The organism is Pseudomonas sp. S30 (genome assembly GCF_016518545.1).
Lineage (GTDB): Bacteria > Pseudomonadota > Gammaproteobacteria > Pseudomonadales > Pseudomonadaceae > Aquipseudomonas.
The window spans coordinates 221,871-246,378 of record NZ_JACVTO010000007.1; the positions used below are offsets into that span (position 1 = coordinate 221,871).

General features: G+C 65.5%; 20 protein-coding genes. 10 read left to right on the plus strand and 10 right to left on the minus strand.

The genetic code is table 11. The features are described from left to right. Positions 1-16: 16 nt before the first annotated feature. Genes fni through IAE34_RS10760 form a run of 5 tightly spaced genes read left to right on the plus strand, consistent with a single transcriptional unit; the run spans position 17 to position 5,964 of the window. Positions 17-1,060, plus strand: a complete 1,044-nt coding sequence (gene fni / locus IAE34_RS10740) for a type 2 isopentenyl-diphosphate Delta-isomerase (RefSeq protein WP_200138921.1) — start codon at positions 17-19, stop codon at positions 1,058-1,060. Continuing rightward, positions 1,057-2,343 carry a glycosyltransferase gene (locus IAE34_RS10745; RefSeq protein ID WP_200138922.1) on the plus strand — a complete coding sequence of 429 codons (1,287 nt, stop codon included), beginning with the start codon at positions 1,057-1,059 and terminating at the stop codon, positions 2,341-2,343. Before fni ends, IAE34_RS10745 begins: the two co-directional genes overlap by 4 nt. Further along, entirely contained in the window at positions 2,328-3,494 is a 1,167-nt protein-coding gene (crtY, locus tag IAE34_RS10750; protein ID WP_200138923.1) for a lycopene beta-cyclase CrtY, read from the plus strand. Before IAE34_RS10745 ends, crtY begins: the two co-directional genes overlap by 16 nt. Continuing rightward, positions 3,491-4,981 carry a phytoene desaturase gene (locus tag IAE34_RS10755; RefSeq protein WP_200138924.1) on the plus strand — a complete coding sequence of 497 codons (1,491 nt, stop codon included), beginning with the start codon at positions 3,491-3,493 and terminating at the stop codon, positions 4,979-4,981. Before crtY ends, IAE34_RS10755 begins: the two co-directional genes overlap by 4 nt. Continuing rightward, entirely contained in the window at positions 4,978-5,964 is a 987-nt protein-coding gene (locus tag IAE34_RS10760) for a phytoene/squalene synthase family protein (RefSeq protein WP_200138925.1), read from the plus strand. The genes IAE34_RS10755 and IAE34_RS10760 overlap by 4 nt, the downstream gene beginning before the upstream one ends. Here IAE34_RS10760 and IAE34_RS10765 read toward each other — a convergent pair. Next, the gene (locus IAE34_RS10765; protein ID WP_200138926.1) at positions 5,846-6,382 is read right to left on the minus strand and encodes a sterol desaturase family protein; all 537 of its coding nucleotides are present in this window, start codon (positions 6,380-6,382) and stop codon (positions 5,846-5,848) included. The genes IAE34_RS10760 and IAE34_RS10765 overlap by 119 nt on opposite strands. Positions 6,383-6,722: 340 nt before the next feature. Continuing rightward, complete coding sequence (locus IAE34_RS10770; protein ID WP_200138927.1) at positions 6,723-7,625, minus strand: helix-turn-helix domain-containing protein; 903 nt, start codon at positions 7,623-7,625, stop codon at positions 6,723-6,725. A gap of 184 nt (positions 7,626-7,809) precedes the next feature. Here IAE34_RS10770 and IAE34_RS10775 point away from each other — a divergent pair, with 184 nt between their 5' ends. From IAE34_RS10775 to IAE34_RS10785, 3 genes are all read left to right on the plus strand, one after another. Continuing rightward, the gene (locus tag IAE34_RS10775) at positions 7,810-9,168 is read left to right on the plus strand and encodes a glutamine synthetase family protein (RefSeq protein WP_200138928.1); all 1,359 of its coding nucleotides are present in this window, start codon (positions 7,810-7,812) and stop codon (positions 9,166-9,168) included. Positions 9,169-9,258: 90 nt separating this feature from the next. Next, complete coding sequence (locus tag IAE34_RS10780; RefSeq protein WP_200138929.1) at positions 9,259-10,344, plus strand: polyamine ABC transporter substrate-binding protein; 1,086 nt, start codon at positions 9,259-9,261, stop codon at positions 10,342-10,344. 15 nt (positions 10,345-10,359) lie between these two features. Further along, complete coding sequence (locus IAE34_RS10785) at positions 10,360-11,655, plus strand: NAD(P)/FAD-dependent oxidoreductase (protein WP_200138930.1); 1,296 nt, start codon at positions 10,360-10,362, stop codon at positions 11,653-11,655. Between the two features lie 37 nt (positions 11,656-11,692). On the opposite strand, the gene IAE34_RS10790 is transcribed toward IAE34_RS10785, so the two are convergent. Continuing rightward, positions 11,693-13,069 carry an L-serine ammonia-lyase gene (locus IAE34_RS10790; protein WP_200138931.1) on the minus strand — a complete coding sequence of 459 codons (1,377 nt, stop codon included), beginning with the start codon at positions 13,067-13,069 and terminating at the stop codon, positions 11,693-11,695. 146 nt (positions 13,070-13,215) lie between these two features. On the opposite strand from IAE34_RS10790, the gene IAE34_RS10795 reads away from it, so the two are divergent. Further along, complete coding sequence (locus IAE34_RS10795) at positions 13,216-14,175, plus strand: LysR substrate-binding domain-containing protein (RefSeq protein ID WP_200138932.1); 960 nt, start codon at positions 13,216-13,218, stop codon at positions 14,173-14,175. Between the two features lie 15 nt (positions 14,176-14,190). Here IAE34_RS10795 and IAE34_RS10800 read toward each other — a convergent pair whose 3' ends face one another. After that, on the minus strand, positions 14,191-16,551 hold the full coding sequence (locus tag IAE34_RS10800; RefSeq protein WP_200138933.1) for a DNA polymerase II: 2,361 nt from the start codon (positions 16,549-16,551) through the stop codon (positions 14,191-14,193). Between the two features lie 199 nt (positions 16,552-16,750). On the opposite strand from IAE34_RS10800, the gene IAE34_RS10805 reads away from it, so the two are divergent. Then, a complete protein-coding gene (locus IAE34_RS10805; protein ID WP_200138934.1) occupies positions 16,751-18,904 on the plus strand; it encodes a TonB-dependent siderophore receptor in 2,154 nt (717 codons plus the stop codon). Between the two features lie 47 nt (positions 18,905-18,951). Here the strand turns inward: IAE34_RS10805 and IAE34_RS10810 are convergent, their stop codons facing one another. The 6 genes from IAE34_RS10810 to IAE34_RS10835 are packed head-to-tail and all read right to left on the minus strand — an operon-like array spanning position 18,952 to position 24,375. Continuing rightward, positions 18,952-20,898: a response regulator gene (locus tag IAE34_RS10810; RefSeq protein ID WP_200138935.1), complete on the minus strand. Its 1,947-nt coding sequence runs from the start codon at positions 20,896-20,898 to the stop codon at positions 18,952-18,954. Continuing rightward, complete coding sequence (locus IAE34_RS10815) at positions 20,888-21,757, minus strand: sensor histidine kinase (RefSeq protein ID WP_200138936.1); 870 nt, start codon at positions 21,755-21,757, stop codon at positions 20,888-20,890. Before IAE34_RS10815 ends, IAE34_RS10810 begins: the two co-directional genes overlap by 11 nt. Next, the gene (locus IAE34_RS10820) at positions 21,750-22,760 is read right to left on the minus strand and encodes an ATP-binding protein (protein ID WP_200138949.1); all 1,011 of its coding nucleotides are present in this window, start codon (positions 22,758-22,760) and stop codon (positions 21,750-21,752) included. The genes IAE34_RS10815 and IAE34_RS10820 overlap by 8 nt, the downstream gene beginning before the upstream one ends. Further along, positions 22,757-23,161: an anti-sigma regulatory factor gene (locus IAE34_RS10825; RefSeq protein WP_200138937.1), complete on the minus strand. Its 405-nt coding sequence runs from the start codon at positions 23,159-23,161 to the stop codon at positions 22,757-22,759. Before IAE34_RS10825 ends, IAE34_RS10820 begins: the two co-directional genes overlap by 4 nt. Next, entirely contained in the window at positions 23,158-23,520 is a 363-nt protein-coding gene (locus tag IAE34_RS10830; protein ID WP_200138938.1) for an STAS domain-containing protein, read from the minus strand. The genes IAE34_RS10825 and IAE34_RS10830 overlap by 4 nt, the downstream gene beginning before the upstream one ends. A gap of 3 nt (positions 23,521-23,523) precedes the next feature. Next, positions 23,524-24,375, minus strand: coding sequence for an STAS domain-containing protein (locus IAE34_RS10835; RefSeq protein WP_200138939.1), 852 nt, complete (start codon positions 24,373-24,375; stop codon positions 23,524-23,526). Positions 24,376-24,508: the final 133 nt, after the last annotated feature.

Below are 24,508 nucleotides of genomic sequence, written 5' to 3' on the forward strand. Positions count from 1 at the left end.
ATGCTAGGGAGCCGGCATGACCGAAAACATGCTCAGTCAACGCAAGAACGACCATCTGGACATCGTCCTCGCCTCGGCACCGGTCACCGGTGACGGCGGCGGTTGGTCGGCAGTGCGCTTCGAGCACTGTGCGTTGCCCGAACTGGACCTGGACACCATCGACCTGGGCAGCCAGCTGCTGGGCAAGCGCCTGCAGGCCCCCCTGCTGATCAGTTCCATGACAGGCGGCGCCGCCCGCGCCGAAGCGATCAACCGGCATCTGGCGCAAGCCGCGCAAGCACTGGGCATCGCCATGGGCGTCGGCTCCCAGCGCGTGAGCCTGCGCAGCGCCAGCGATCAGGGCCTGACCGCCGAGCTGCGTCGGCTGGCGCCGGATATCGCCCTGCTGGCGAACCTGGGCGCAGCGCAACTGCGCGAGGCGGACGGGCTGGAACTGGCTCGACGCGCTGTGGACACACTGGAGGCCGACGCCTTGATCGTGCATCTGAACCCCTTGCAGGAGGCCGTGCAGGCCGAAGGCGACCGGAACTGGCGCGGGGTGCTGGGGCGAATCGAAGCGCTCGCCGGCGTGCTACCGGTACCCCTGATCGCCAAAGAGGTCGGCAGCGGTATCTCACCCACAGTGGCGCGCCAGCTGGTGGAGGCTGGGGTGCGAATGATCGATGTCGCCGGTGCTGGCGGCACCAGTTGGGCCGCCGTGGAGGGGGCACGGGCCGCCACCGCGGCCGACCGTGCCGTGGCCCTGGCGTTCGCCGAATGGGGTACGCCTACCGCCCAGGCGGTGCTCAGCGTGCGACGGGCGTTGCCAAGGGTGGGGCTGATCGCTTCAGGGGGCATTCGTGATGGTGTCGATGCCGCCAAGGCGCTTCGTCTTGGCGCCGACCTGGTGGGACAAGCCGCCGGTGTGCTGGAGGCGGCCACCCGATCGACCGAGGCCGTGATCGAGCATTTCGAGGTGCTGATTCGCCAACTGCGCATTGCCTGCTTCTGCACCGGCTCGGCCAACCTCGCACAGTTGCGCAGTGCCCGCCTGCTGGGCCAGGCGCCAGTGCCGGCATGAGCCATTTCGCCGTCATCGCCCCCACCTACCCCAGCCACTTCAGTGCCCTGCAAGCGCTGGCGGGGGCCTTGATCGAACGGGGCCATCGGGTCACGTTCATGCAACAGCACGGCGCGGTGCACTGGCTCGACGATGCGCGCCTGGGCTTCGTCGCCCTCGGTGCGCTGCCGGAAGGTGAGCGGGATGTGCGCGAGGCCTTGCGCCTGGCCGGCCGTACCGGCAATCCCTGGCACCTGTATCGACTGATCCGCCAGCTGGCCGACAATACCGCGTTGCTTTGCCAGACGCTGCCTGCGGCCCTGCGCGAGCAGCGCATCGACGCGGTGATCTGCGATCAGATGTCGCCCGCCGGTGGGCTGATCGCCGAGGCGCTGGGTCTGCCGTTCATTTCCGTGGCCTGCGCGCTGCCGGTCAACCGCGAGGTGGGGCTGCCACTGCCGGTGCTCCCCTTCGCGCCCGGCCTGGATGCACGCAGCCTGCGCGTGCAGGCGGGCAGCGAAAAGGTGCACGACTGGCTGATGCGGCCTCTGGCCCAGGTATTGACCCAGGCCTGCACCCGCCACGGCCTGCTGCCGCGCAGCCGGCTGCATGAGTTTCTCTCGCCCCTGCTGCAACTGAGCCAGACTCCGCCTGGCCTGGACTTTGCGCGCCGACATCTGCCGCTGCACTTCCATGCGCTGGGGCCACTGCGCGAGCCCGGCACGCAGCCGCCCGGTGACTGGCCGATCACCGATGCACGTCCATTGGTGTTCGCCAGCCTCGGCACCTTGCAGGGCCACCGCTTCGGCCTTTTCCAGCGTATTGCCAAGGCCTGTCGGGCGCTGGACGTGCAACTGCTGCTGGCCCACTGCGGGGGCCTGGATGCCAGGCAGCAAGCGCGGCTGCGTGCCTGCGGCGCCACCTTCGTCACGGCCTTCGCGCCACAGCGCTGGGCCGTCCAGCGGGCCGATGTGGTGATCAGTCATGGCGGCCTGAATACCGTGCTCGATGCGGCCATGGCCGGCACTGCGCAACTGGTCCTGCCGATCGCCTTCGACCAGCCAGGCATCGCCGCTCGGGTGGAACACCACCGACTGGGCCTGACCCTGCCCAAGCGCGCCAGCGCTCGACGCATCGGCGCAGCACTGGCCCAGTTGCTTCAACCCGCGCCGGGCCGCTTCGCGCGACTGGCCGAGAGCCTGGACGGGGTGGATGGCGCCCAGCGCGGCGCCCAGCTGATCGATCAAGCCCTGGCAGGCCACCTGCCGACCGTTTCTGGAGCAGCCCCATGCACTACGACCTGATCCTGGCCGGCGGCGGCCTGGCCAATGGGCTGATCGCCTGGCGATTGAGCCAGGTGCGTCCGGAATTGAACATCCTTTGCCTGGAACAGGCCGACCGGCTGGGGGGCAACCATACCTGGTCGTTCCACGATGCCGACCTCAGCCTGGCCCAGCAGCGCTGGATCGAACCCTTGGTGGTCAAGCGCTGGCCCGCCTACCGCGTGCATTTCCCAGCGCTTTCGCGCACGTTCGCCTGTGGTTATGCGAGCCTGGACAGCGACCGCTTCGCCGAGGTCATCGCGCCGGCGCTCGGCGCGCGATTGCGTACGGCCTGCGAGGTGGCCAGCGTTCACCCGGATCACGTGCAACTGGCCAGTGGTGAGCGCCTGCAAGGCCGGGTGGTCATCGACGGACGCGGTGCCAGACCCAGCGCTCACCGGGTGCTCGGACACCAGGCGTTTCTCGGCCAGGTGCTGCGCCTGCAGCATCCCCACGGCTTGCAGCTGCCCGTGCTGATGGACGCGCGGGTCATTCAGGGTGAAGGCTACCGCTTCGTCTATCTGCTCCCCTTCAGCGACGACACGGTACTGATCGAAGACACCCACTACGTCGACGGCGCACCGCCGGATGCCGACACCCTGCGTGGCCACATCGCCGAGTACGTGCGCGCACAGGGTTGGTCGATCGCCGCATGCCTGCGCGAGGAACAGGGCGTACTGCCCATCACCCTGGCCGAAGACGTCGAGGGGGTATTGCGCGAGGCCAACGGGCAGCCCTGTGCCGGCCTGCGCGCCGGCCTGTTCCACAGCACCACGGGCTATTCGCTACCGGACGCCGTGCGCCTGGCCTACTGGCTGGCGACCCAGCCGCTGGAAAACAGCGAGCAACTGGCCAAAGCCCTCGGCGCCTACCTGCGCGCCCACGGGCGACGACAAAGATTCTACCGGCTGCTCAATCGCATGCTGTTCCTGGCTGGCCGTGCGCAGGATCGCTGGGGGGTGCTGCAACGCTTCCACGGCCTGTCCGAACCCTTGATCGCGCGGTTCTACGCAGGCCGCAGCACCTGGCGCGATCAACTACGCATTCTCAGTGGCAAACCACCCGTTCCGGTCGCCGCAGCCATCAGGGCCGCATTGCGCCATTCTCCCCGGCATTTCAAGGACAATCCATGACCCCAGGTAAATCGGCAGTGGTAATTGGCGCAGGCCTCGGCGGCCTGGCCCTGGCGATCCGCCTGCAAAGCGCCGGCGTGCAGACCACATTGCTCGAGCAGCGGGACAAGCCCGGCGGGCGCGCCTATGTCTATCACGACCAAGGCTTCACGTTCGACGCCGGCCCCACCGTGATCACCGATCCCGGTGCTTTGGAGGCACTGTTCGTCAACGCCGGCAAGCGCATGGCCGACTATGTCGAGATGCTGCCGGTCAGTCCGTTCTACCGCCTGTGCTGGGAAGACGGCACGCAGTTCGACTACGGTAACGACCAGGAGGACCTGGAGCGGCGCATCCATGCCCTGGAGCCGGCCGACGTGCAAGGCTACCGACACTTTCTCGACTACTCCCGCGAGGTTCTCGACGCCGGCTACATAAAGCTGGGCGCCGTGCCGTTCCTGTCGTTTCGCGACATGCTCCAGGCGGGGCCGCAACTGGCTCGCCTGCAAGCCTGGCGCAGCGTCTACAGCAAGGTGGCGCAGTACATCCGCCACCCCAAGCTGCGCCAGGCGTTTTCCTTCCATGCCTTGCTGGTCGGCGGTAACCCGTTCGCCACCTCGTCGATCTACAGCCTGATCCACGCGCTCGAGCGTGAGTGGGGCGTGTGGTTCCCGCGGGGTGGCACCGGCGCTCTGGTGCAGGGTCTGACCCGGCTATTCGAGGACCTGGGCGGCAGCCTGGTGCTCAACGCCCAGGTGGCCCAGATGCATACTCAAGGCAACCGCGTCACTGGCGTCACCACCCAGGATGGCCGCCATTGGCAGGCCGACTGCGTGGCGTCCAACGCCGACGTGGTGCACACCTACAAGGACCTGCTCGCCGGGCATGCGCGCGGGCGCGACGAGGGGCGCCGCCTGGCCGGCAAACGCTTCAGCAACTCGTTGTTCGTGGTGCACTTCGGCCTCAAGCGCCAACAGCCGCAGTTGCGTCACCACACGGTGTGCTTCGGCCCGCGCTACCGCGAGCTGATCCAGGAAATCTTCGGTGGCGATACCCTGGCGGACGATTTCTCGCTGTACCTGCATGCGCCCTGCGCCACCGATCCCAGCCTGGCACCGGCGGGTTGCTCGGCCCATTATGTGCTGGCACCCGTGCCGCACCTGGGCAATGCGGACATCGACTGGGCGGTGGAAGGCCCACGCTACCGTGACCGCATCTTCGATTACCTCGAACGCCACTACATTCCCGGGCTGCACGACGACCTGGTGACCTGCCGCATCTTCACCCCGGCGGACTTTCGCGACACGCTGGGTGCGCACCTGGGATCGGCCTTTTCCCTGGAGCCGGTTCTCACCCAGAGTGCCTGGTTCCGTCCGCACAACCGCGACGCGCACCTGAGCAACCTGTATCTGGTCGGTGCCGGCACCCATCCTGGGGCAGGCGTGCCGGGTGTGGTGGCCTCGGCCAAGGCCACCGCCGAACTCATGATCGGGGACTTGCAGCCATGACTCAGGACGATCTGCTGGGCCATGCCGAGCGCAGCATCGCCGTGGGATCCAAGAGTTTCGCCGCCGCCTCGCGCCTCTTCGACCCAGGCACCCGGCGCAGCGCGGTGCTGCTGTATGCCTGGTGTCGCCACTGCGACGACGTCATCGACGGCCAGGAAGCTGGGCATGGCGCCGTGGTGATCGAGCAGGCCGAGGCTCAGCGCAGGCTGGCCGAGCTGCGGCGGCAGACCGATGTCGCACTCTCGGCCGGGCAACTGGACGATCCGGCGTTCGCTGCCCTGCGCGAAGTGGCACGGCGGCATGATTTCGCTCCCCAGGAGCCTTTCGACCTGCTCGAAGGCTTCGACCAGGACGTGCGCGCCCAGCGTTACCAGACGCTCGACGACCTGCTCGGCTACTGCTACCACGTCGCCGGGGTCGTGGGCCTGATGATGGCGCGGGTGATGGGTGTGCGCGACGCTGCCGTACTGGATCGCGCCTGTGACCTGGGCCTGGCCATGCAGTTGACCAACATCGCCCGCGATATCGTCGAGGATGCCGCCGTGTCGCGCTGCTATGTGCCAGAGCAATGGTTGCAGCGCGAAGGTATCGCCGCGGATCAAATGGACTCGCCGGCCCAGCGCCAGGCGCTGGCGCGAGTGGCCGAGGCGTTGGTAGCCGCTGCCGAGCCCTACTACGCCAGCGCCGAGGCCGGTCTGGCCGCCCTGCCCTGGCGCTCGGCCTGGGCAGTGGCCACGGCCGCACAGGTGTACAGGGGTATCGGCCTGAAGGTGCGCGCGCGCGGCAGTCGGGCGTGGGATACACGCTGCTCGACCAGCAAGGGCGAGAAGCTACTGGCGGTGGCTACAGGCTTGTGGCGCGCGCTCAGCGCTCGCTGGCGGCGCCATCCGCCGCGCGATTCGGCGCTGTGGCAGCGTCCGCAGCACGACGCTTCAAAGGGCCGCCCTGGCGCGCCCGAAGCTGCTCTCGCAGCCGCGCGATAGGCGGCGCATAAAGAAAACCGAACGAGACGCAGCCTTCACGCCCGTGCACGGCGTGATGCATCAGGTGGGCCTGGTACAGGCGCTTGGCGTAACCACGCCGCGGCACCACCCGCAGCGGCCAGCGGTGATGCACCAGGCCGTCATGGGCGACGAAATACAGCAGGCCATAACCGGTCATGCCGGCGCCGATCCACTGCAACGGATACCAGCCGGAGGTGCCGAGCGCGATCAGGACGATGGCCAGCGCCGCGAAGACCACGGCATACAGGTCGTTCTTCTCGAACCAGCCCGTGCGCGGTTCATGGTGCGAACGGTGCCATCCCCAGCCGAATCCATGCATGATGTGCTTGTGGGCCAGGTACGCCACGCCTTCCATGGCGGCCAGGGTGACCAGGAAGGTCAGCAGGCTGGTGAACATCGTCGTGACCTCGGCTGGGGTATGAAGCTGCTTGGAGTATGCAATGGCCAGGGGTGTTCCGTCCGCACGCAGGTCAATCGAAATGAACGTCGGTCACGCATCGCCACCCTAAGTGAGACTCTTCATCCGCGAGGCGCATCATGAGCGAAATGCACCAACCCACCGCCGAATTTCCACTGGACCCGTACGTCGACCCCATCCCGCACAATCCGGGCGATCAGGTCCCGGTACCACAAGCCGAATCCGAGGCGCCCGAATCGACGCAGGATCAGTTGCCTTCCCAAGCTTAGCGCCTGCACCGTGTCGCCGTGGCAGATCGAGGCCATTCACGCCGTGGGCGCTAGCAACCCTTGCGCAGCGTCTGGCTAGGCAGCTCCTTGAATAGCTGCCTGTAGCTCTCGGAGAACCGCCCCAGATGCCAGAACGACCAGCGCATCGCCACTTCCGCCACGGTGACCTCGTTGGCATCGCTGCACAGCAGGTCGCGACGCGCGCCATTGAGACGGCGCAACCGCAGCCATTGGGCAGGAGGCATCCCGGTAAATGCCTTGAAGGCGTCTTGCAACTGGCGCAGCGATACCCCGGCCACCTGCGCCAGCCCAGGCAGATTGAGGGTGTCCTCCGGGCAGTCGGCGGCCCAGTCGCCCACGCGCTGCATGATCGCCCGCGCCTGAGCGTGCCGGTCCCGGGCCGGACCTTGCAGGCGCTGACAGGCGTTGTCGAGAATGAACAGGCAGTCCTCCAGCAACTGCTCGGCCAGCGCCTGACCTTCCAGCGGACAATCAGCCTGGGCCAGACGCGTCAAGGTGGCGCTCAGCCAGCGACTGAACAGCGCGTTCTGCCCACTGCCCAGGGGCACCATGAACAATCCCTGCAACTGCGCCATGTCCAGGCCATGGCGCTGGAGAAAGGCCTGGTCGAAAACCACAGCCACCTCCCGGTAGTTCTCCGGCGTGATCCACAGATTGCGGCTGTGCTCGTCGAGCAGATAGAGGCTGTGCTCGACCTGATCGAAGCAAAAGGTCAGCGACCCCTGCGGGGCGCGGAAGAACTGCTCCACGCGGGTGTTGAGGGATTCCTCGTAGATGTCCACGCCGTCCAGGCCCAGGCAGCGCAGCTGCCCGCTGAAGAGTCCGGGCGACATCTGGCGGTACTGCTGTTGCCAGCCGGGCGTCGCGCGGATCTGCTCGGCCACATCGAAGGTGCTGAAAGCCTGGACCTGCAAGGCATTGGGGGTCGTCACGCGGCGTCCTAGTGCACTCTCTTGGTGCATTGTCTGACGTACAAAACGGATAGAAGCCATTGTCGGCCAAGGGCCAAGATAATCCTCAGCGTGTCCCGTGGGAAGTCTCGCGCGGCAGGCAAGTGTTTCGTCGCTGGCCGCCGATCGCCCCCTCCCACCACCAAAACCCAACCAAGAGGTCTGTATGAACGCCCCTTTCGATCAGCTGTCCGCCTGGCTGAAAGAACACCGGATCACCGAAGTCGAATGCGTGGTCAGCGACCTGACCGGCATCGCCCGCGGCAAGATCGCCCCGACCAACAAGTTCCTCAACGAACGGGGCATGCGCTTGCCCGAGAGCGTGCTGCTGCAAACGGTCACCGGCGATTTCGTCGACGACGACCTGTACTACGCGCTGCTCGACCCGGCGGACATCGACATGATCTGCCGTCCCGATCCGTCTGCGGTGTATCAGATCCCCTGGGCGATCGAGCCGACCGCGATCGTGATCCACGACACCTTCGACAAGCAGGGCAACCCTATCGAGCTGTCGCCGCGCAACGTACTCAAGAAGGTGCTCAAGCTGTATGCGGATCAGGGCTGGCAACCGATCGTGGCGCCTGAGATGGAGTTCTACCTGACCCAACGCTGCGAAGACCCGGACCTGCCGCTGCAAGTGCCGGTAGGTCGCTCCGGCCGAGCCGAAAGTGGTCGACAGTCGTTCTCCATCGATGCCGCCAACGAGTTCGATCCGCTGTTCGAGGACGTCTACGACTGGTGCGAGATCCAGTGCCTGGACCTGGACACGCTGATCCACGAGGATGGCCCGGCGCAGATGGAGATCAACTTCCGCCATGGTGATGCCCTGGACCTGGCCGACCAGATCACCGTGTTCAAGCGCACCATGCGCGAGGCGGCGCTCAAGCACAACGTGACCGCCACCTTCATGGCCAAGCCGATCACCGACGAGCCGGGCAGTGCCATGCACCTGCATCAGAGCGTGGTCGACATCGCCACCGGCAAACCGGTGTTCGCCAACGAAGACGGCAGCATGAGCCAGCTGTTCCTGCACCACATCGGCGGCCTGCAGAAGTACATCCCCAAGGTGTTGCCGATGTTCGCACCGAACGTCAACTCGTTCCGCCGCTTCCTGCCGGACACCTCGGCCCCGGTGAACGTCGAATGGGGTGAAGAGAACCGCACCGCGGGGCTGCGTGTACCCACCTCCACGCCCGAAGCCATGCGCGTGGAGAACCGCTTGCCCGGTGCCGACGCCAACCCTTACCTGGCGATCGCCGCCAGCCTGTTGTGCGGTTACCTGGGGATGATCGAGCGCATCGAGCCGAGCGCGCCGGTGCAGGGACGTGCCTACGAGCGGCGCAACCTGCGCCTGCCGATCACCATCGAGGATGCGCTGCAGCACATGGAAGACTGCCAGGTGCTCGAAGATTACCTCGGCCGCCAGTTCGTCCAGGGCTACGTGGCCGTCAAGCGTGCCGAACACGAGAACTACAAGCGTGTGATCAGCTCCTGGGAGCGGGAGTTCCTGCTGCTCAGCGTCTGAAGCCGCAGATGTCCGCCAGGCCGCGGCGCGGCCTGCTCGGGCGAAGCGGATCGCTGCCACCACTCAGAACAAGACCTACGAGGTGTCGACATGCGTCACAGACTGTCCCTGATTCCCGCCACGCTCGCCCTGCTGTGCGGGATCGCCCAAGCCGAACCGACGGTGAGCGTGTACAACTGGACCGACTACATCGGTGACACCACCCTGGCCGACTTCCAGGCCAGCACCGGCATCAAGGTGGTCTACGACGTCTTCGACTCCAACGAGACCCTCGAAGGCAAGCTGCTGGCCGGGCGTACCGGCTACGACGTGGTGGTGCCCTCCAACCACTTCCTGGCGCGCCAGGCACAGGCCGGCGCCTTCCTGGCGCTGGACCGCAGCAAGCTGCCGAACTGGAAGCACCTGGATCCCAAGCTGCTCAAGCAACTGGAGAAGAACGATCCGGGCAATGTCTACGCGGTGCCCTACCTGTGGGGGACCAACGGCATCGGCTACAATGTCGAGAAGGTCAAGGCGGCGCTGGGGATCGACAAGGTCGATTCCTGGGCGGTGTTGTTCGAGCCGCAGAACCTGGAGAAACTCAAGCAGTGCGGCGTGGCCTTCATGGACTCGCCCGACGAACTGTTCCCGGCCATGCTCAACTACCTGGGTATGAACCCGCGCAGCGAGAACCCCAAGGACTTCGCCAAGGCCGAAGCGCGCCTGCTGCAACTGCGGCCCTACATCACCTATTTCCACTCCTCCAAGTACGTCTCGGACCTGGCCAATGGCGACATCTGCGTGGCGTTCGGCTACTCCGGTGACGTGTTCCAGGCCGCACACCGCGCCGAGGAAGCGCACAACGGGGTGAAGATCGCCTACAGCATTCCCAAGGAAGGCAGCAACCTGTGGTTCGACCTGCTGGCCATTCCCAAGGACGCCAGCCACCCCGAGCAGGCCCTGGCCTTCATCAATTACCTGCTCGACCCGCAGGTGATCGCCAAGGTCAGCACCACCGTCGGCTATGCCAACGCCAACCCCGAGGCCAAGGCGTTCATGGACAAGTCCCTGGTCGACAATCCCGAGATCTACCCGCCCCAGGAGGTGCTCGATCGGCTCTACGTGTCCAGCATGCAGAGCCCGGCGATCATGCGGTTGATGACCCGCTCCTGGAGCAAGATCAAGTCCAACCGCTGATTACGAGTGTCGCCCATGCTTCGTCACACCGAACACACTGCGTCCTATTACGCCGCCACCGCCCGTGCCACCAACGCCTATCCCCTGCTCGAAGATGAGCTCCAGGCGGATGTGTGCGTGATTGGTGGTGGGCTAACCGGGGTCAACACCGCCCTCGAGCTGGCCGAACGCGGCCTCTCGGTAATCCTGCTGGAGGCCCGGCGCATCGGATGGGGTGCCAGCGGGCGCAACGGCGGGCAGCTGATCCGTGGCATTGGTCACGACGTGTCCGGCTTCGCCCGCCATGTCGGCGCGCAGGGCGTGCGTTACCTCAAGCAGGCCGGGGTGGACTCGGTGGAGCTGGTGGCCGAGCGTATCGACCGTTACGGGATCGAGTGCGATCTGCGCTGGGGCTTCTGCGAGCTGGCCAACACCCCCGCGCAGTTCGAGGCGTTTGACGATGAGCTCCAGGACCTGGCCGACCTGGGCTATCGCCACTCGACGCAACGGGTGCCGGCGCATCGCCTGCACGAGATCGTCGCCAGCGACCAGTACGCCGGAGGCCTGGTGGACATGGGCTCGGGCCACCTGCACCCATTGGACCTGGTCCAGGGCGAGGCGCGCGCCGCCAGCGGCCTTGGCGTACGCGTCTTCGAGCAGAGCCCGGTGCAGCGCATCGAGTATGGCGACACCGTGACCGTGCGCTGTGCACGCGGAACAGTGCGGGCCCAGCGCCTGGTGCTGGGCTGCAATGCCCATCTGGACGATCTGGAGCCGCGCCTGAGCGGCAAGGTGCTGCCGGCCGGCAGCTATGTGGTCACTACCGAACCCCTCTCAGAGGCGCGCGCGCGCAGCCTCATTCCACAGAACATGGCGCTGTGCGACCAGAAAGTGGGCCTGGATTACTACCGCCTGACAGCCGACCACCGCCTGCTGTTCGGCGGCGCCTGCCATTATTCGGGGCGCGACCCGCAGGATATCGCAGCGTATATGCGGCCCAAGGTGCTCAAGGTATTCCCGCAACTGGCCGACGTGCGCCTGGATTTCCAGTGGGGAGGCATGATCGGCATCACCGCCAACCGCTTCCCTCAGGTCGGCAGGCTGCGCCAGCAGCCCAACGTCTACTATGCGCAGGGCTACTCGGGTCATGGCCTGAACGTCACCCACTGGACCGCCCGCCTGCTGGCCGAGGCGATCGCCACGGGGCACAGCGAGGGGCTGGACGTTTTCAGCGCCGTGCCGCACCTGACCTTCCCGGGCGGCAAGGCGCTGCGCTCACCGCTGCTGGCACTGGGGATGGCCTGGTACCGATTGCGTGAGCGGCTAGGCTGATCGCCGAGCGCGCTTCAGCGCAGCCACGGCTGGCGTGTCAGCACTCGACGAAGGCCACCGCCAGGCCGCCGCGCGAGGTTTCCTTGTAGTTGGCATGCATGTCCGCGCCGGTGTCACGCATGGTTCGGATGACCCGGTCGAGGGAAATGAAATGCTCGCCATCGCCGCGCAGGGCCATCTGCACGGCATTGATGGCTTTCACTGCCGCGATGGCGTTGCGCTCGATACAGGGCACCTGGACCAGGCCGCCGACAGGGTCGCAGGTCAGGCCTAGGTTATGCTCCAGGGCGATCTCGGCAGCGTTTTCCAGCTGCGGTGGCGTAGCGCCGAGCACCTCGGCCAGGCCTGCCGCGGCCATCGAGCAGGCCGAGCCGACTTCGCCCTGGCAACCGACCTCGGCCCCGGAAATCGAAGCGTTTTTCTTGCACAGAATACCGACGGCGGCTGCGGCCAGCAGGAAGGCCACCACATCGTCGTCACTGGAGGTGGGGTTGAACTTCATGTAGTAGTGCAGCACTGCCGGAATAATGCCTGCAGCCCCATTGGTCGGCGCCGTGACCATGCGCCCACCGGCTGCGTTTTCCTCGTTCACGGCCAGGGCGAACAGGTTCACCCATTCCATGGCGCTCAGGGTGGAGCCGATCACATTGGGCTTGCCCAGCTCCTGCAAGCTGCGGTGCAGGCGCGCCGCGCGACGCTTGACCTTGAGCCCGCCGGGCAGGATGCCTTCGTTGCGCAGGCCGTTGTCGACGCACTCGCGCATGGCCGCCCAGATGGCCAGCAGGCCCGAGCGAATCTGCGCGTCGCTGCGCCAAGCACGCTCATTGGCCATCATCAACTGGCTGACGCTCAGGTCGTGAGCCTTGCACAGCGCCAGCAGTTCGGCGCCGGATGAAAACTCGTAGGGCAGTGCCACTTCACTGTGTACATCGGCCGGCCGGTCGATTTCGGCCTGCTCGACGATGAAGCCGCCACCTACGGAGTAGTAGGTTTCGGTCAGCAGGCTCCCCGCCGCGCCCCAGGCCTCGAGACTCATGGCATTGGGGTGATACTCCAGGTTCTCGTCGAGCAGGCGCATGTCCCGGCCATAGTCGAACTGCACGGGGTGCGAGCCATCGAGGATCAGGCACTGCTCCTGCAACAGCTGGGCGATACGCGGCTCGATGCTGTGCGGATCGATGCGATCAGGCCACTGCCCCATCAGCCCCAGCAGGCAGGCGCGGTCGGTGGCATGCCCGATACCGGTCGCCGACAACGAGCCGTACAAGCGCACCTCGACCCGCTGCACCTGGGCCAGAAGCCCCGCTTCGCGCAGGTGTTGCGCAAAGGTCGCGGCCGCACGCATGGGGCCGACGGTGTGCGAGCTGGAAGGCCCGATACCGATTTTGAACAGATCGAAAACACTGATAGCCATGCTAATACCTTCACCTGGCGCCGTCAGTGTGATGCGCTAGGTCATTGCGGGTAATTGGTGGTTGAAGCCTATGTGAGCGATACTGAGGCCCAGGTCGCGGCATGACCAACGAAACTTTCTACACCTGGGTTTAGCGGTACTAAAGAATGAAGGGTCAGCTCAACGGTCAGGTCTATGTCTGGTTGCACGTCTTCGCCTGCGCAGCGCGGCACCTGTCATTCACCCGCTGCGCGCAGGAGCTGCACATCACGCCAGGTGCGGTCAGCCAGCAGATGCGTCAGTTGGAAGAGCGCCTGGGCTTCGCCCTGTTCCTGCGTCGCGCGCGGGGCGTCGAATTGACCGCCGAGGGGCAGCGGCTAGCCCAGACCGTCACGGACGCCTATGGCAGCATCGAAGCCGAGCTGCTGCGCCTGGACGCTGGCGAGATTCGCGGCACCCTGCGTCTGCGTTCGATTCCCTCGTTCCTGGCCAAGTGGCTGACGCCGCGCCTGCGGCGCTTCCAGCAGCGCTACCCGGACATCGAGTTGCGCCTGGTCGCCGAGGACAGCAAGCAGGCGCTGCACGAGGGCGACTTCGACCTGGCCATCGACCTCAACGATGGCAGCTATCCCGGCATGCTCTCTACACCCCTGTTGGACGAACAGATCTTCCCCGTGTGCTCGCCGGCCCTGCTGCGCGGCCGTCCGCCGCTGCATGGCCCGGCGGACCTGGTGCACTACCCGCTGCTGCACGACATCACGGCCTGGCGCGGCAGCTCGGAGTACGCCGAATGGGAGTTCTATCTGGACGGCATCGGTGCGGCAGGCCTCGACGTGCGCCGTGGCCACACCTTCAACCGCAACCATCTCACCATCGAAGCCGCGATCGCCGGCATCGGCGTCGCCATCGCACGGCGTACCTTGCTCAACGACGAACTGGAGCGGGGAACGCTCATCGTTCCGTTCGGGGTGGCGATCCCCAACCACAAGCGTTACGTGCTGCTGTATCCCCCCGGCGGGCTGAGCCAGCCCGGCGCCCGGGCCGTGCATGACTGGCTGGTGGAAGAGGCGCAGTCTTTCCGCGAGCAGCATCCCTTGATCGGTCCGGAGCCGGTAGCTGCGCGCTAGAGGCGGCAAGCCGCTTCAAAACAACGGCATCTGCTGCCCCGTCAATGCGGCGAAGTCGTCTCCCACGAATGGCAGAATCGCATCGGCCACAGGCTGCAACTGCCGGGTGAGGTAGTGCTCGTGGTCGATCGGGGAGCGACGGTCCTCCAACGGCTCCGGCCCCGCCACCGTCATCACGTAGCTGATCCATCCACCGCGCTGGTATTGCAGGGGCCGGCCAATGCGCCGGTTGTAGTCGTCAGCCAGGCGTGCCGCTCGCACGTGGGGCGGCACGTTGTGCTGATAGTCGGCGAGGGGGCGGCGCAGCCGCTTGCGGTACACCAGAAGCGCGTCCTGCTCGCCTTCCAGGGTTTTTCGAACGAACTCGCGAACATAGTCGCGATACGGCTGGTCACGGAAAATCCGGCCGTAGAGCGCCTGCTGAAACTGGCGCGCCAATGGCGACCAGTCGGTACGCACCGATTCCAGTCCTTTGTAGACCACCTCGTCCTGATCGTCCGCGCGCTGCACCAAGCCGGCATAGCGCTTCTTGCTACCTTCCTCGGTGCCGCGAATGGTCGGCATCAGAAAGCGTCGGTAGTGGGTCTCGAACTGCAACTCCAAGGCGCTGTGCAGGCCCATTTCCTGGCTCAGGTGTTCGCGCCACCAGTGGTTGATTTCGGCCACGAGGTCACGGCCGATCTTCGCTGCCGCAGCTTCTTCGTGGGCGCTCCTGAGCCAGACGAAGGTGGAGTCGGTATCCCCGTAGATCACTTCCAGCCCGCGCGCCTCGATCAGTGCGCGGGTCTGGCGCATGATCTGATGCCCGCGCAGGGTGATCGAGGACGCCAGACGCGGATCGAAGAAGCGGCAGCCGCTGGAGCCGAGCACGCCGTAGAAGGCGTTCATGATGATCTTCAGCGCTTGCGACAGCGGTGCATTGCCCGCCTGTTTGGCCGCCTCGCGGCCCTGCCATACCCGCTCGACGATGCCGGGCAGGCAGTGCCGCGAGCGCGAGAAACGCGCGCCGCGAAAGCCCTCTACCGAATGGGCGTCATCCGGCTCGCGCAGCCCCTCGATCAGACCCACCGGATCGATCAGAAAGGTGCGGATGATCGACGGATACAGGCTCTTGTAGTCCAGCACCAGCACCGATTCGTACAGCCCAGGGCGCGAGTCCATGACGAAACCGCCCGGGCTGGCCTCGCCCTCGCGCTCGCCCAGGTTCGGCGCGACGAACCCCTGACGGTGCATGGCAGGGATGTACAGATGACCGAACGCCGCCACCGAGCCGCCGCTGCGGTCGGCGGGAAGGCCGGTGACCGAAGCGCGCTCGAGCAGGAAGTCCAGCAGGCGGGTGTGCTCGAAGATGGCTGTGACCAGCTCGCAGTCCTTGAGGTTGTAGCGCGCCAGCGCGGGCTTGTCTTCGGCGAACATGCGGTTGATCTCGTCCATGCGCTGGTAGGGCGTAGAGATCGCCTTGCCCTCGCCCAGCAGGGTCTGGGCGACGTTCTCCAGGCTGAAGGACGGAAAACTCCAGGTCGCCGAGCGCAGCGCCTCCACGCCGTCGATCAGCAGGCGCCCCGGCGCCTCGGCGAAGAAATGCTGGCGACTGCCATGCTCGCGCAGGCTCATGGGCGCGCCATCCCGGCCCAGGTACAACGGCACGTTCAGCCGCTGGGCATGCTCGTACAGGATGCGCAGGTCGAACTGGATCACGTTCCAGCCGATGATCGCGTCCGGATCGTGTCGGGCCAGCCAGCGGTTGAGGCAGTGCAACAGCTCGGCGCGGTCCTGGCAGTAGTGCAGGTCGAAGTCCACTGCGTTGGCATCGCCATTGGCCGGCCCGAGCATGTACACCACCCGCTGGCCGCAGCCATGCAGCCCGATGCTGTAGAGCTCGCCGCGCTCGGTGGTCTCGATGTCCAGGGACGCCAGGCGCAGGCGCGGGCGGTAATCGGGGTGGGGCTTGAGCTGGGCCTGTTCGAGCACCCCGCTGCCATCGTCGCGCCCAGCGAAGAGCACCGGCGCGGTGATGAAGCGCTCCATCAGGTAGCGCTCGGGCGGACGAATGTCGGCTTCGTACACCTCGACCCCGGCCTCGCGCAGGCGCCGCTCCAGCGCGATCAGCTGGCGATGCTGGCGGCAGTACAGGCCCATGACCGGACGTTGCTGGAAGTCACGCAGTTGCAAGGGGCGCAGCTCGGCACCCGGTTCGTTGGCCAGCAGCGCGCGAGCATGCGCTTGGTGCTGGGCTGGCACGAAGGCCACGGATGTCTGCACGGGCAAGCGCAGGCGCCGAGGGCCAGCGTCGGTGGCCAGCCAGAATTCGACGCAGGTGCCCTCAGGGGTGTCATGCCAGTGGCGGGTCAGCACAAAGCCCTGTTGCAGCGTCACATCGACCTCGAAATCAGTGGAAGGTACGAATTCTAGCGCCTTTGGACTTCTGCCGGAGCGTTGGACGGACAGCCGGGACGGTCAGCAGATGTGAAAAATGTGTCAAACAGCGCTTGCAGCGACTTCCAGGCCGCGACAAATCCTGACGCACTTATTGTTAATCGTTCTCATAAGCACTATCAACAAGGACAACGCCTGCATGTCATCCGCTGCTTCGCCCCGCCGTTTTGCCCCCAACCTGCTAGCCCTGGCCGTCTGCATGTGTTCCTTTGGCCATACCTGGGCCGAAGAAGCACCTGCCACGGGCGTCCTGGAACTCGGCGCCACCCAGATCAGCGATGAACGCCTGGGCAGTACGACCGAAGGCACGCAATCCTACACCACGGGGGCCATGGCGACCGCTACCAAGCTGCCGCTGACCATGCGCGAAACGCCCCAGGCGGTGACGGTGATCACCCGCCAGCGCATGGACGACCAGAACATGACCAGCATCAACGACGTGGCGCGCTACACGCCCGGGCTGTTCCTCAACCAGTCCAGCGGCCCCGGACGGCAGACCTACACCGCCCGCGGCTTCGATGTCGACAACATCATGTACGACGGTATCCCCAGCAACTACAACGGCTGGGAGGTGGGTGCGCAGCCCAACCTGGCGATGTTCGACCGGGTCGAGGTGGTGCGCGGCGCCACCGGGCTGGTGACCGGCGCCGGTACGCCCTCGGCCGCCATCAACCTGGTGCGCAAGCGGCCACTGCCCGGCCAGGCAGTCACGCTCACCGGCGCTGCGGGCACCTGGGACAATTATCGGGGCGAAGTGGATGCCTCCAGCCCGCTCAACGACAGCGGCACGCTGCGCGGTCGAGTGGTGACGTCCTTCCAGGACAGCGACGGGTTCCGTGACCGAGAACAGGAAACCCACGGCCTGCTGTATGCCATTACCGAGGCCGACCTCAGCGAAGACACCACATTGACCCTGGGCTTGTCTCATCAGAAGGACCGGACCAATGTGTTCTGGGGCGCGATCCCTACCGACCTCAGCGGCCACCACCAGAACCTGTCACGCTCCTATAACCCTGGCAGCGACTGGGAAGACAAGGATCAGGAAATCAACACCCTGTTCGCCGAACTGCGCCAGCGGCTGGCCTACGATTGGAACTTGCAGGTCAACGCCAACTACAGCGAACAGAACGCGCTGTTCAGGGGGTCTTACCAATCGCGCTGGGACGCGGCCAAGACCCTGGGCCGTACCGTCTACCAATCGGCTCACGATGAAAATCAGCTGGGCCTGGATGCCTTTGCCAGCGGCCCGTTCCAGTTGCTGGGCAGGGAGCACGAGCTCGTGCTCGGCGCCAGCAAGCGCGTCTACGACATGAGCGAACGCGACTACAGCCCCTACGACATGTACTACCCGTTGAACGGCGGCAAGCCCGACTTCGTGCACACCAGCAGCAGCCGCTACCTGATCAACCAAGAGGGCGTGTACGCCACTACACGCCTGAGCCTGGCCGATCCGCTCAAGCTGATCCTCGGGGGCCGCCTGGACTGGTACGACTACGACAAGCGCGGCAGCAACGACGGCGACTACAAGGTGACCCGCCACGTGACCCGCTATGGCGGACTGATCTACGAGCTGGACGATCATCACTCGGTCTATGTCAGCTACACCGACATCTTCACCCCGCAAAACGGCAAGGACACTTCCGGCAGGCCGATCATCCCGATCGTGGGCAAGAACTACGAGATCGGCATCAAAGGTGAGTACTTCGAGGGCGCGCTCAACGCCAGCCTGGCGCTGTTCCGCATCGACCAGGAAAACCGCCAAGTGACAGTGAGCATGGCCAACTGCCCGCAACTGACCTGCTATCAAGCCTCCGGCGAAGTGAGAAGCCAGGGCGTGGACTTCGAACTGCAAGGCGCACTCACCGACCACTGGCAGGTCGGCACCGGCTACACCTATGCGCGGGTACACACGATCAAGGACGACAGCAACCCGGATTCTGTAAACAAGCCGCTGTACTCCTACATTCCCGAGCACCAGTTCAAGCTGTTCACCACCTATCGTTTCCAGGGCCCGCTGGAGAAACTGCGCGTCGGTGGCGGCGTCACCTGGCAGAGCCGGATGTACAACGACATCCCGGTCGATGGCAGCACTTACCGCCTGCAACAGGGCAGCTACGCCGTCACCGACCTGATGGCCGGCTACCAGCTCACACGCAACCTGGACCTGCAACTCAATGCCAACAACGTCTTCGACCGACGCTACTACACGTCCATTTCCCAGTCGGTGGACTACGGCGGCGACACGTTCGGCGCGCCGCGCAACCTGATGCTCACGGCCAAGTACAGCTTCTGACACCTGACCCGGCGCAGGGACGCGCCCCCACTCCACTCACCCAGCGCTCAAGGCTCCAGGTGCAGCAGGCGTGCCACACGTTCGAGCAACTCGCCCGTCTTGAACGGCTTGATCAGCAGGTCCATCCCCGGCGCCAGAAACGCCTGGCGATCCTGCGCCGTCTCGGCGTAGCCGGTCATGAACAGCACGGGCAATCCGGCGCGCGCCTCGCGGGCAAGGTCCGCCAGCTCCCGGCCACTGAGCACCGGCAGGCCGACATCCGTCAGCAACAGTTCGAACGGTGCCGGCCCGCGCAGCAGCTCCAGGGCCTGCTCGACACCCCCTGCCGTGGTGCATTGGTAGCCCGCATCGGCAAGGGCCTCGGCCAGCGGCATGCGTACCGCCGCGACATCATCGACGATCAGTATCCGCTCACCATTGCCCCGCAGCTCAGGCTTGGCCGGTAACTCGACCGACACCGCCGCATCATCGGTGGCCGGCAACATCAAGCGGACCTCGGTACCATGGCCGACCACGCTGTCCAGGCGCACATGGCCACCGGACTGCCGGGCGAAGCCATAGATGGTCGACAGTCCCAGACCCGTGCCCTGCCCCAGTGGCTTGGTGGTGAAGAACGGATCGAAGACCTTGCCCAGCACCGCAGGGTCGATGCCCTCACCGTCATCGCGCACGCTGATCGACAGGTACGGACCGTCGAGCAGATTGGGATCGCCGTGCGACCACACCGAACTGGTGCTGATCCAGATCTGCCCGCCGCGTGGCAACGCGTCGCGCGCGTTGATCGCCAGGTTGAGCACGGCGCTTTCCAATTGCACAGGGTCCACCAGCGCGGTGGCCGGCTTGTTGGAAAGCTGCAGCTTGAGCACCACTCGCTCGCCAATGGTGCGGTTGAGCAGTTCCTCCAGTGAACGAATATGGGCATTGACGTCCACGGGCCGGGTGTCCAACGGCTGCTGACGCGCGAAGGCCAGCAGGCGATGAGTCAAGGAAGCGCCGCTCATGGCCGAATTCAGCGCCGCTTCCGCGTAGATCGGCACCCGCTCCATACGACCATCGGCAATGCGTTTGCGGATCAGCTCCAGGCTGGTGATGATGCCGGTGAGCAGATTGTTGAAGTCATGAGCGATTCCACCGGTCAGGCTGCCCAAGGCATCCATCTTCTGCAATTGCAGCAACTGCGCCTCGGTACGCGCGTGCTCGGCGACCTTCTCGGCCAGTTGGCTGGTGGCGACGTCCAGACGTTCCAGGTGCGAGCGCTCGCGGTGGCGGTGCTCGGTGATGTCCTCGACGAACACCAGGCACAGGCCCGGCGCCTGGTAAGGCGACAGCTGCCACTCGGTCTCGCGCACCTGGCCGTCGACGGTCATCAGCAAGGTCCCGCGCCAGCGCTCGCCTTCGAGCAGGTGCTGGCACAGGTTGGCGATGGCGGCCTCCTGTCCCGGCGCGAAGCACTCGCGCAGCTGTCGCCGGTCGTGATTATCCTGGGTCAGACGCACGAACGCCTCGTTGCACTCGGCCACGCCCAGGTGGCAGTCGAGCACGGCGATGGGCGCGGACACGTTGTTGAAGATCTCGCGAAAGCGCGCTTCACTGCGGCGCAAGGCCTGCTCCGCATCGCGCACCCGCAGCAGGGTACGCAAAGTGGCCAGGAGCACGTCCGGGTCTACTGGATGCACCAGGTAGGCGTCGGCCCCGGCATCGAGCCCGGTGATGATGTCACCACTCTGGATCGAGGCCGCCGACACATGGATCACCGGGAGCAACTCGGTGGCAGGATCCTTGCGTAGCAGTCGAACGATATCGAAGCCACTCATGTCGGGGAGGTTGACGTCCAGGATCAGCGCATCGAAGTGCTCGCTGGCGATCATCGCCAGGCCTTCGCCCCCGGTAGCGGCCTCCAGCACCTGGTAGCCGTGGGAGTCCAGCCGACGGCGCAAGGCGTAGCGGGTGGCGTAGTTGTCGTCGACGATGAGCAGGCGAATCTCAGTGCGCATCGCCACCCTCCTGCGCCAGGGTCACCGGAATCGTGACGTGGAACGAAGAGCCGACGCCCGCTGTGCTCTGCATGCCCACCTCGCCGCCCAACAGCTCGGCGAATCGCTTGCACAGCGACAGCCCCAGACCAGTGCCGCGCAGACGCTTCTGCAGCGGCGAATCGATCTGATTGAAGTCTTCGAACAGGACCGCGTGCAGGTCCTGCGCGATACCGATGCCGGTGTCGGTGACCGAGAACCGCACCCGGTCATGACCTTCCATCCGGGCGCAGACTCGCACCTCGCCGCGAGGCGTGAACTTCAGGGCGTTGGAGACGAAATTGCGCAGGATCTGCGCCAGTTTCTTGTCATCCGTGTAGAGCTTGGGCAAGCCCGTAGGCTCCTCGAAGATCAAGTCCACCGCCGAGCCTTCGACGATGGGCCTGAACATGCCGCGCAAGGCCGAGAACAGATCGAGCATGTCGAACCAGGCCGGCGAGATGGTGATGCGTCCGGCCTCGATCTTGGCCAGGTCCAGGAGGTCGTCGACCATGTCCGTCAGTTCGCGCGAGGCCATGCTGATAAACGCCACCTGCTTGTGCTGCTCGGCCGACAGCGGACCGTCCAGCTCGTCGGTGAGCAACCCGGTGATGCTCAGGATCGAACCTAGCGGGGTGCGGAACTCATGGCTCATGTACGACAGGAAACGGCTCTTGAGGTCCGACGCCTCGCGCAATTGCTCGGCCTGGACGTCGAGCTCGGCATAAAGCGCGAGCACGCCCTGGTTGGTTTCTTCCAGCTCGGCGCGCAGCGCCTGGTTTTCCGTCTGCAGCCGCGCGATCTCGGCACGCGGGTCGTCGGGATGAAGCCGATCAGGCATGAACGCCCTCCAGATCCACGGCCACGATCGTCACATCGTCGCGGCCACGGCAGAAATCACGGTGCAGTATGGCCGCCACCAAGGCAGGATGGCGGTGAACGAGGCCTGGATAGTCCTTCAGGTCCCACCGCGACTGCAGACCATCGCTGTAGAGAATCAGCAGGTTATCGCTCACCTGAGCGTAGTCGAACGCCTGCGCCCGGCGGTATTGGCCGCCGACGATGCCAGGCATCGACGCCAGGCCACGCCCCCGCGCCGGGCCGAGCAGCACGCCGCCGACATTGCCCACACCGCAGAAGGTCAGTTGATCGGGGCTCGCCTCGTACTGGGCCACCGCAATCGCGCCACCGCGAGTGCCGGACATCGCCCGGTGCAACCGCTCGATCAGCCGCACGGGTGCGTCGAAGGGTGCGTCGGCGAACGCGGCCTCAGCCGCCGCCGCCGCCGCCCGCGCGTGCTCACCATGACCCAGCCCATCGGCGACCAGCAGGCTCAGATGCCCCTGTTGCATTGCCAGAAACCAGCCATCGCCACACACGCTCTCCCCCGGCAGGCTGTGCTGGCAGACACCGACACGCAGATCATGCGTTGACTGACGCGGCCCATGGACCTTGGCCAGGATGGCCGTACCGCGGGCATCGCTGTAGAGGTCGAAGGTGTCGGCGATGCGCTCGATGGCCCCCAGCCCGATGCCCTGGGTGCCACTGGTGGAGTAGCCATCGGCGAGACAAGCCGAACGATCGAAACCCTGCGCACGATCGACGGCCAACAACTCCAGCGTGGCACCTTCAGTATGCGGCCAGGCGCGCATGTGCAAGGCACCATGCTGGGCATGCTTGACGATATTGCTGGTCAGCTCGGTAGCCAGCAGCGCTGCGCGCTCCACGTCGGTTTCGGCCAACCCGTGCTGGCGGGCGGTTTCGCGCGCCTGGCGACGGGCGTGCCCGACATCGCTGGGGTCGTCGATGACGATCAATTGGGTGAGGCTGCCACAGAGGTTCATGTCCATCGCGTGATCGTCACCCGTGTTCCCTCACCCACCTTGGTGTCGAGTTCGAACTCGTCCACCAGCCGCCGCGCCCCGGTCAGGCCCAGTCCCAGACCGTTGCCGGAGGTCCAGCCGTCGGTCAGCGCCAGATCCAGGTCGGCGATACCTGGACCCTGGTCACGAAACTGCACACGCACGCCAGCACGGGCGCCGTCGTCCAGCACCTGCCAATCCATGTCGCCACCGCCGCCGTAGACCACGGTGTTGCGGGCCAGCTCGCTGACGGCCGTCACCAGTTTGGTCAGGTCGACCAGGCGCATGCCGCACTCGCTGGCCAGCTTGCGCACCAGTTGACGTGCCAGAACCACATCCTGTTCCAGCCGTACGGGGTGACTGCCGCTGTCGCGGACGTTCATGAACGCAGCGTCCGCTGACGTAGCACATGCATGCCGCGCTCGACATTGAGCGCGGTGCTGACCCCAGGCAGGTCCAGGCCGAGCTCCACCAGCGTGATGGCCACGGCCGGCTGCATGCCTACCACCATGGTCTGGGCATCCATCAGGCGCGACAGGCTGGCGATCTGCGCGATCATCCGGCCAATGAAGGAATCGACCATGTCCAGCGCGGAGATATCGATGAGCACGCCGCGAGCGGAGGTACGACTGATGCGATCGGTCAGGTCGTCCTGCAGGCGCAGGGCCAGTTGGTCGTGCATGTCGACCTGGATGGTCACCAGCAGGAACTCGCCCATCTGAAGAATCGGGATGCGTTCCATGGATCAACCACGCCCGACCAGGCTGACGCCCAGGCGCGACAGCGCCAGTTGCAACGCATCGGCGAGGTTGGCCTTGGTGGTCAGCGAACCCAGGTCAAGGCCCAGGTGCACGATGGTCTGGGCGATCTGTGGACGCACACCGCTGATGATGCAGTCGGCGCCCATCAGGCGAATGGCCGTGACGGTCTTGAGCAGGTGCTGAGCGACCAGGGTGTCGACCGTCGGCACGCCGGTGATATCGATGATGGCGATTTCCGAACCCGTATCGACGATGCGCTGGAGCAACGACTCCATGACGGTCTGGCTGCGCTGCGAATCCAGGGTGCCGATCAATGGCAGGGCGAGCACACCGTCCCACAGCTTGACCACTGGCGTGGAGAGCTCGAGGAGTTCTTCCTGTTGGCGCTTGATCACTTCCTCGCGGGTTTTCTGGTAGACGCGCATGGTGTACATGCCCAACGAGTCGAGCAGACCGGAGACTTCCCAGAGTTGTTCGGCCAGCGCTTGCGGCTCGTTGGCGAACACAGTCTGCAAGAGGGCGAACAAGGGGCCTTTCAAGGCGAAGATGAAGAAGGTGGTCTGATGCGAGTCATGGCCAAGGCGGGCGCGGCTGGCTGACAGGCGATCCAGGAAGCGTCGTACCTCTTCCCAACCGGCAGCATTGATGTCGCCGCCATGACCGGCACGGGTAGCACGGGTGAGGACGCTCAGGAACTCACGGGCTTCCTGATTGACCTCCTGCTCCTTGATGTTGCGGGTCGCGCCCGTGGCTTGCAGGGCTTGGAGCCATCCATCGAGCAGTTGTTGCTGGTGGGTTTCCATCGCATTCAACGTGCTGTCTTGCAGTGCTGCCATCGTCGGCTCCTGAGGGGTGATGGGTGGTGTCCTGTGGGTGGCACCTGCCCGAGTTACTGACCACCCCGGGGCGCAATAGTTGTATGCGAGGGGGTGGGTGGTCGCTATTGGCCATCTTATGCTGAATTGGGAG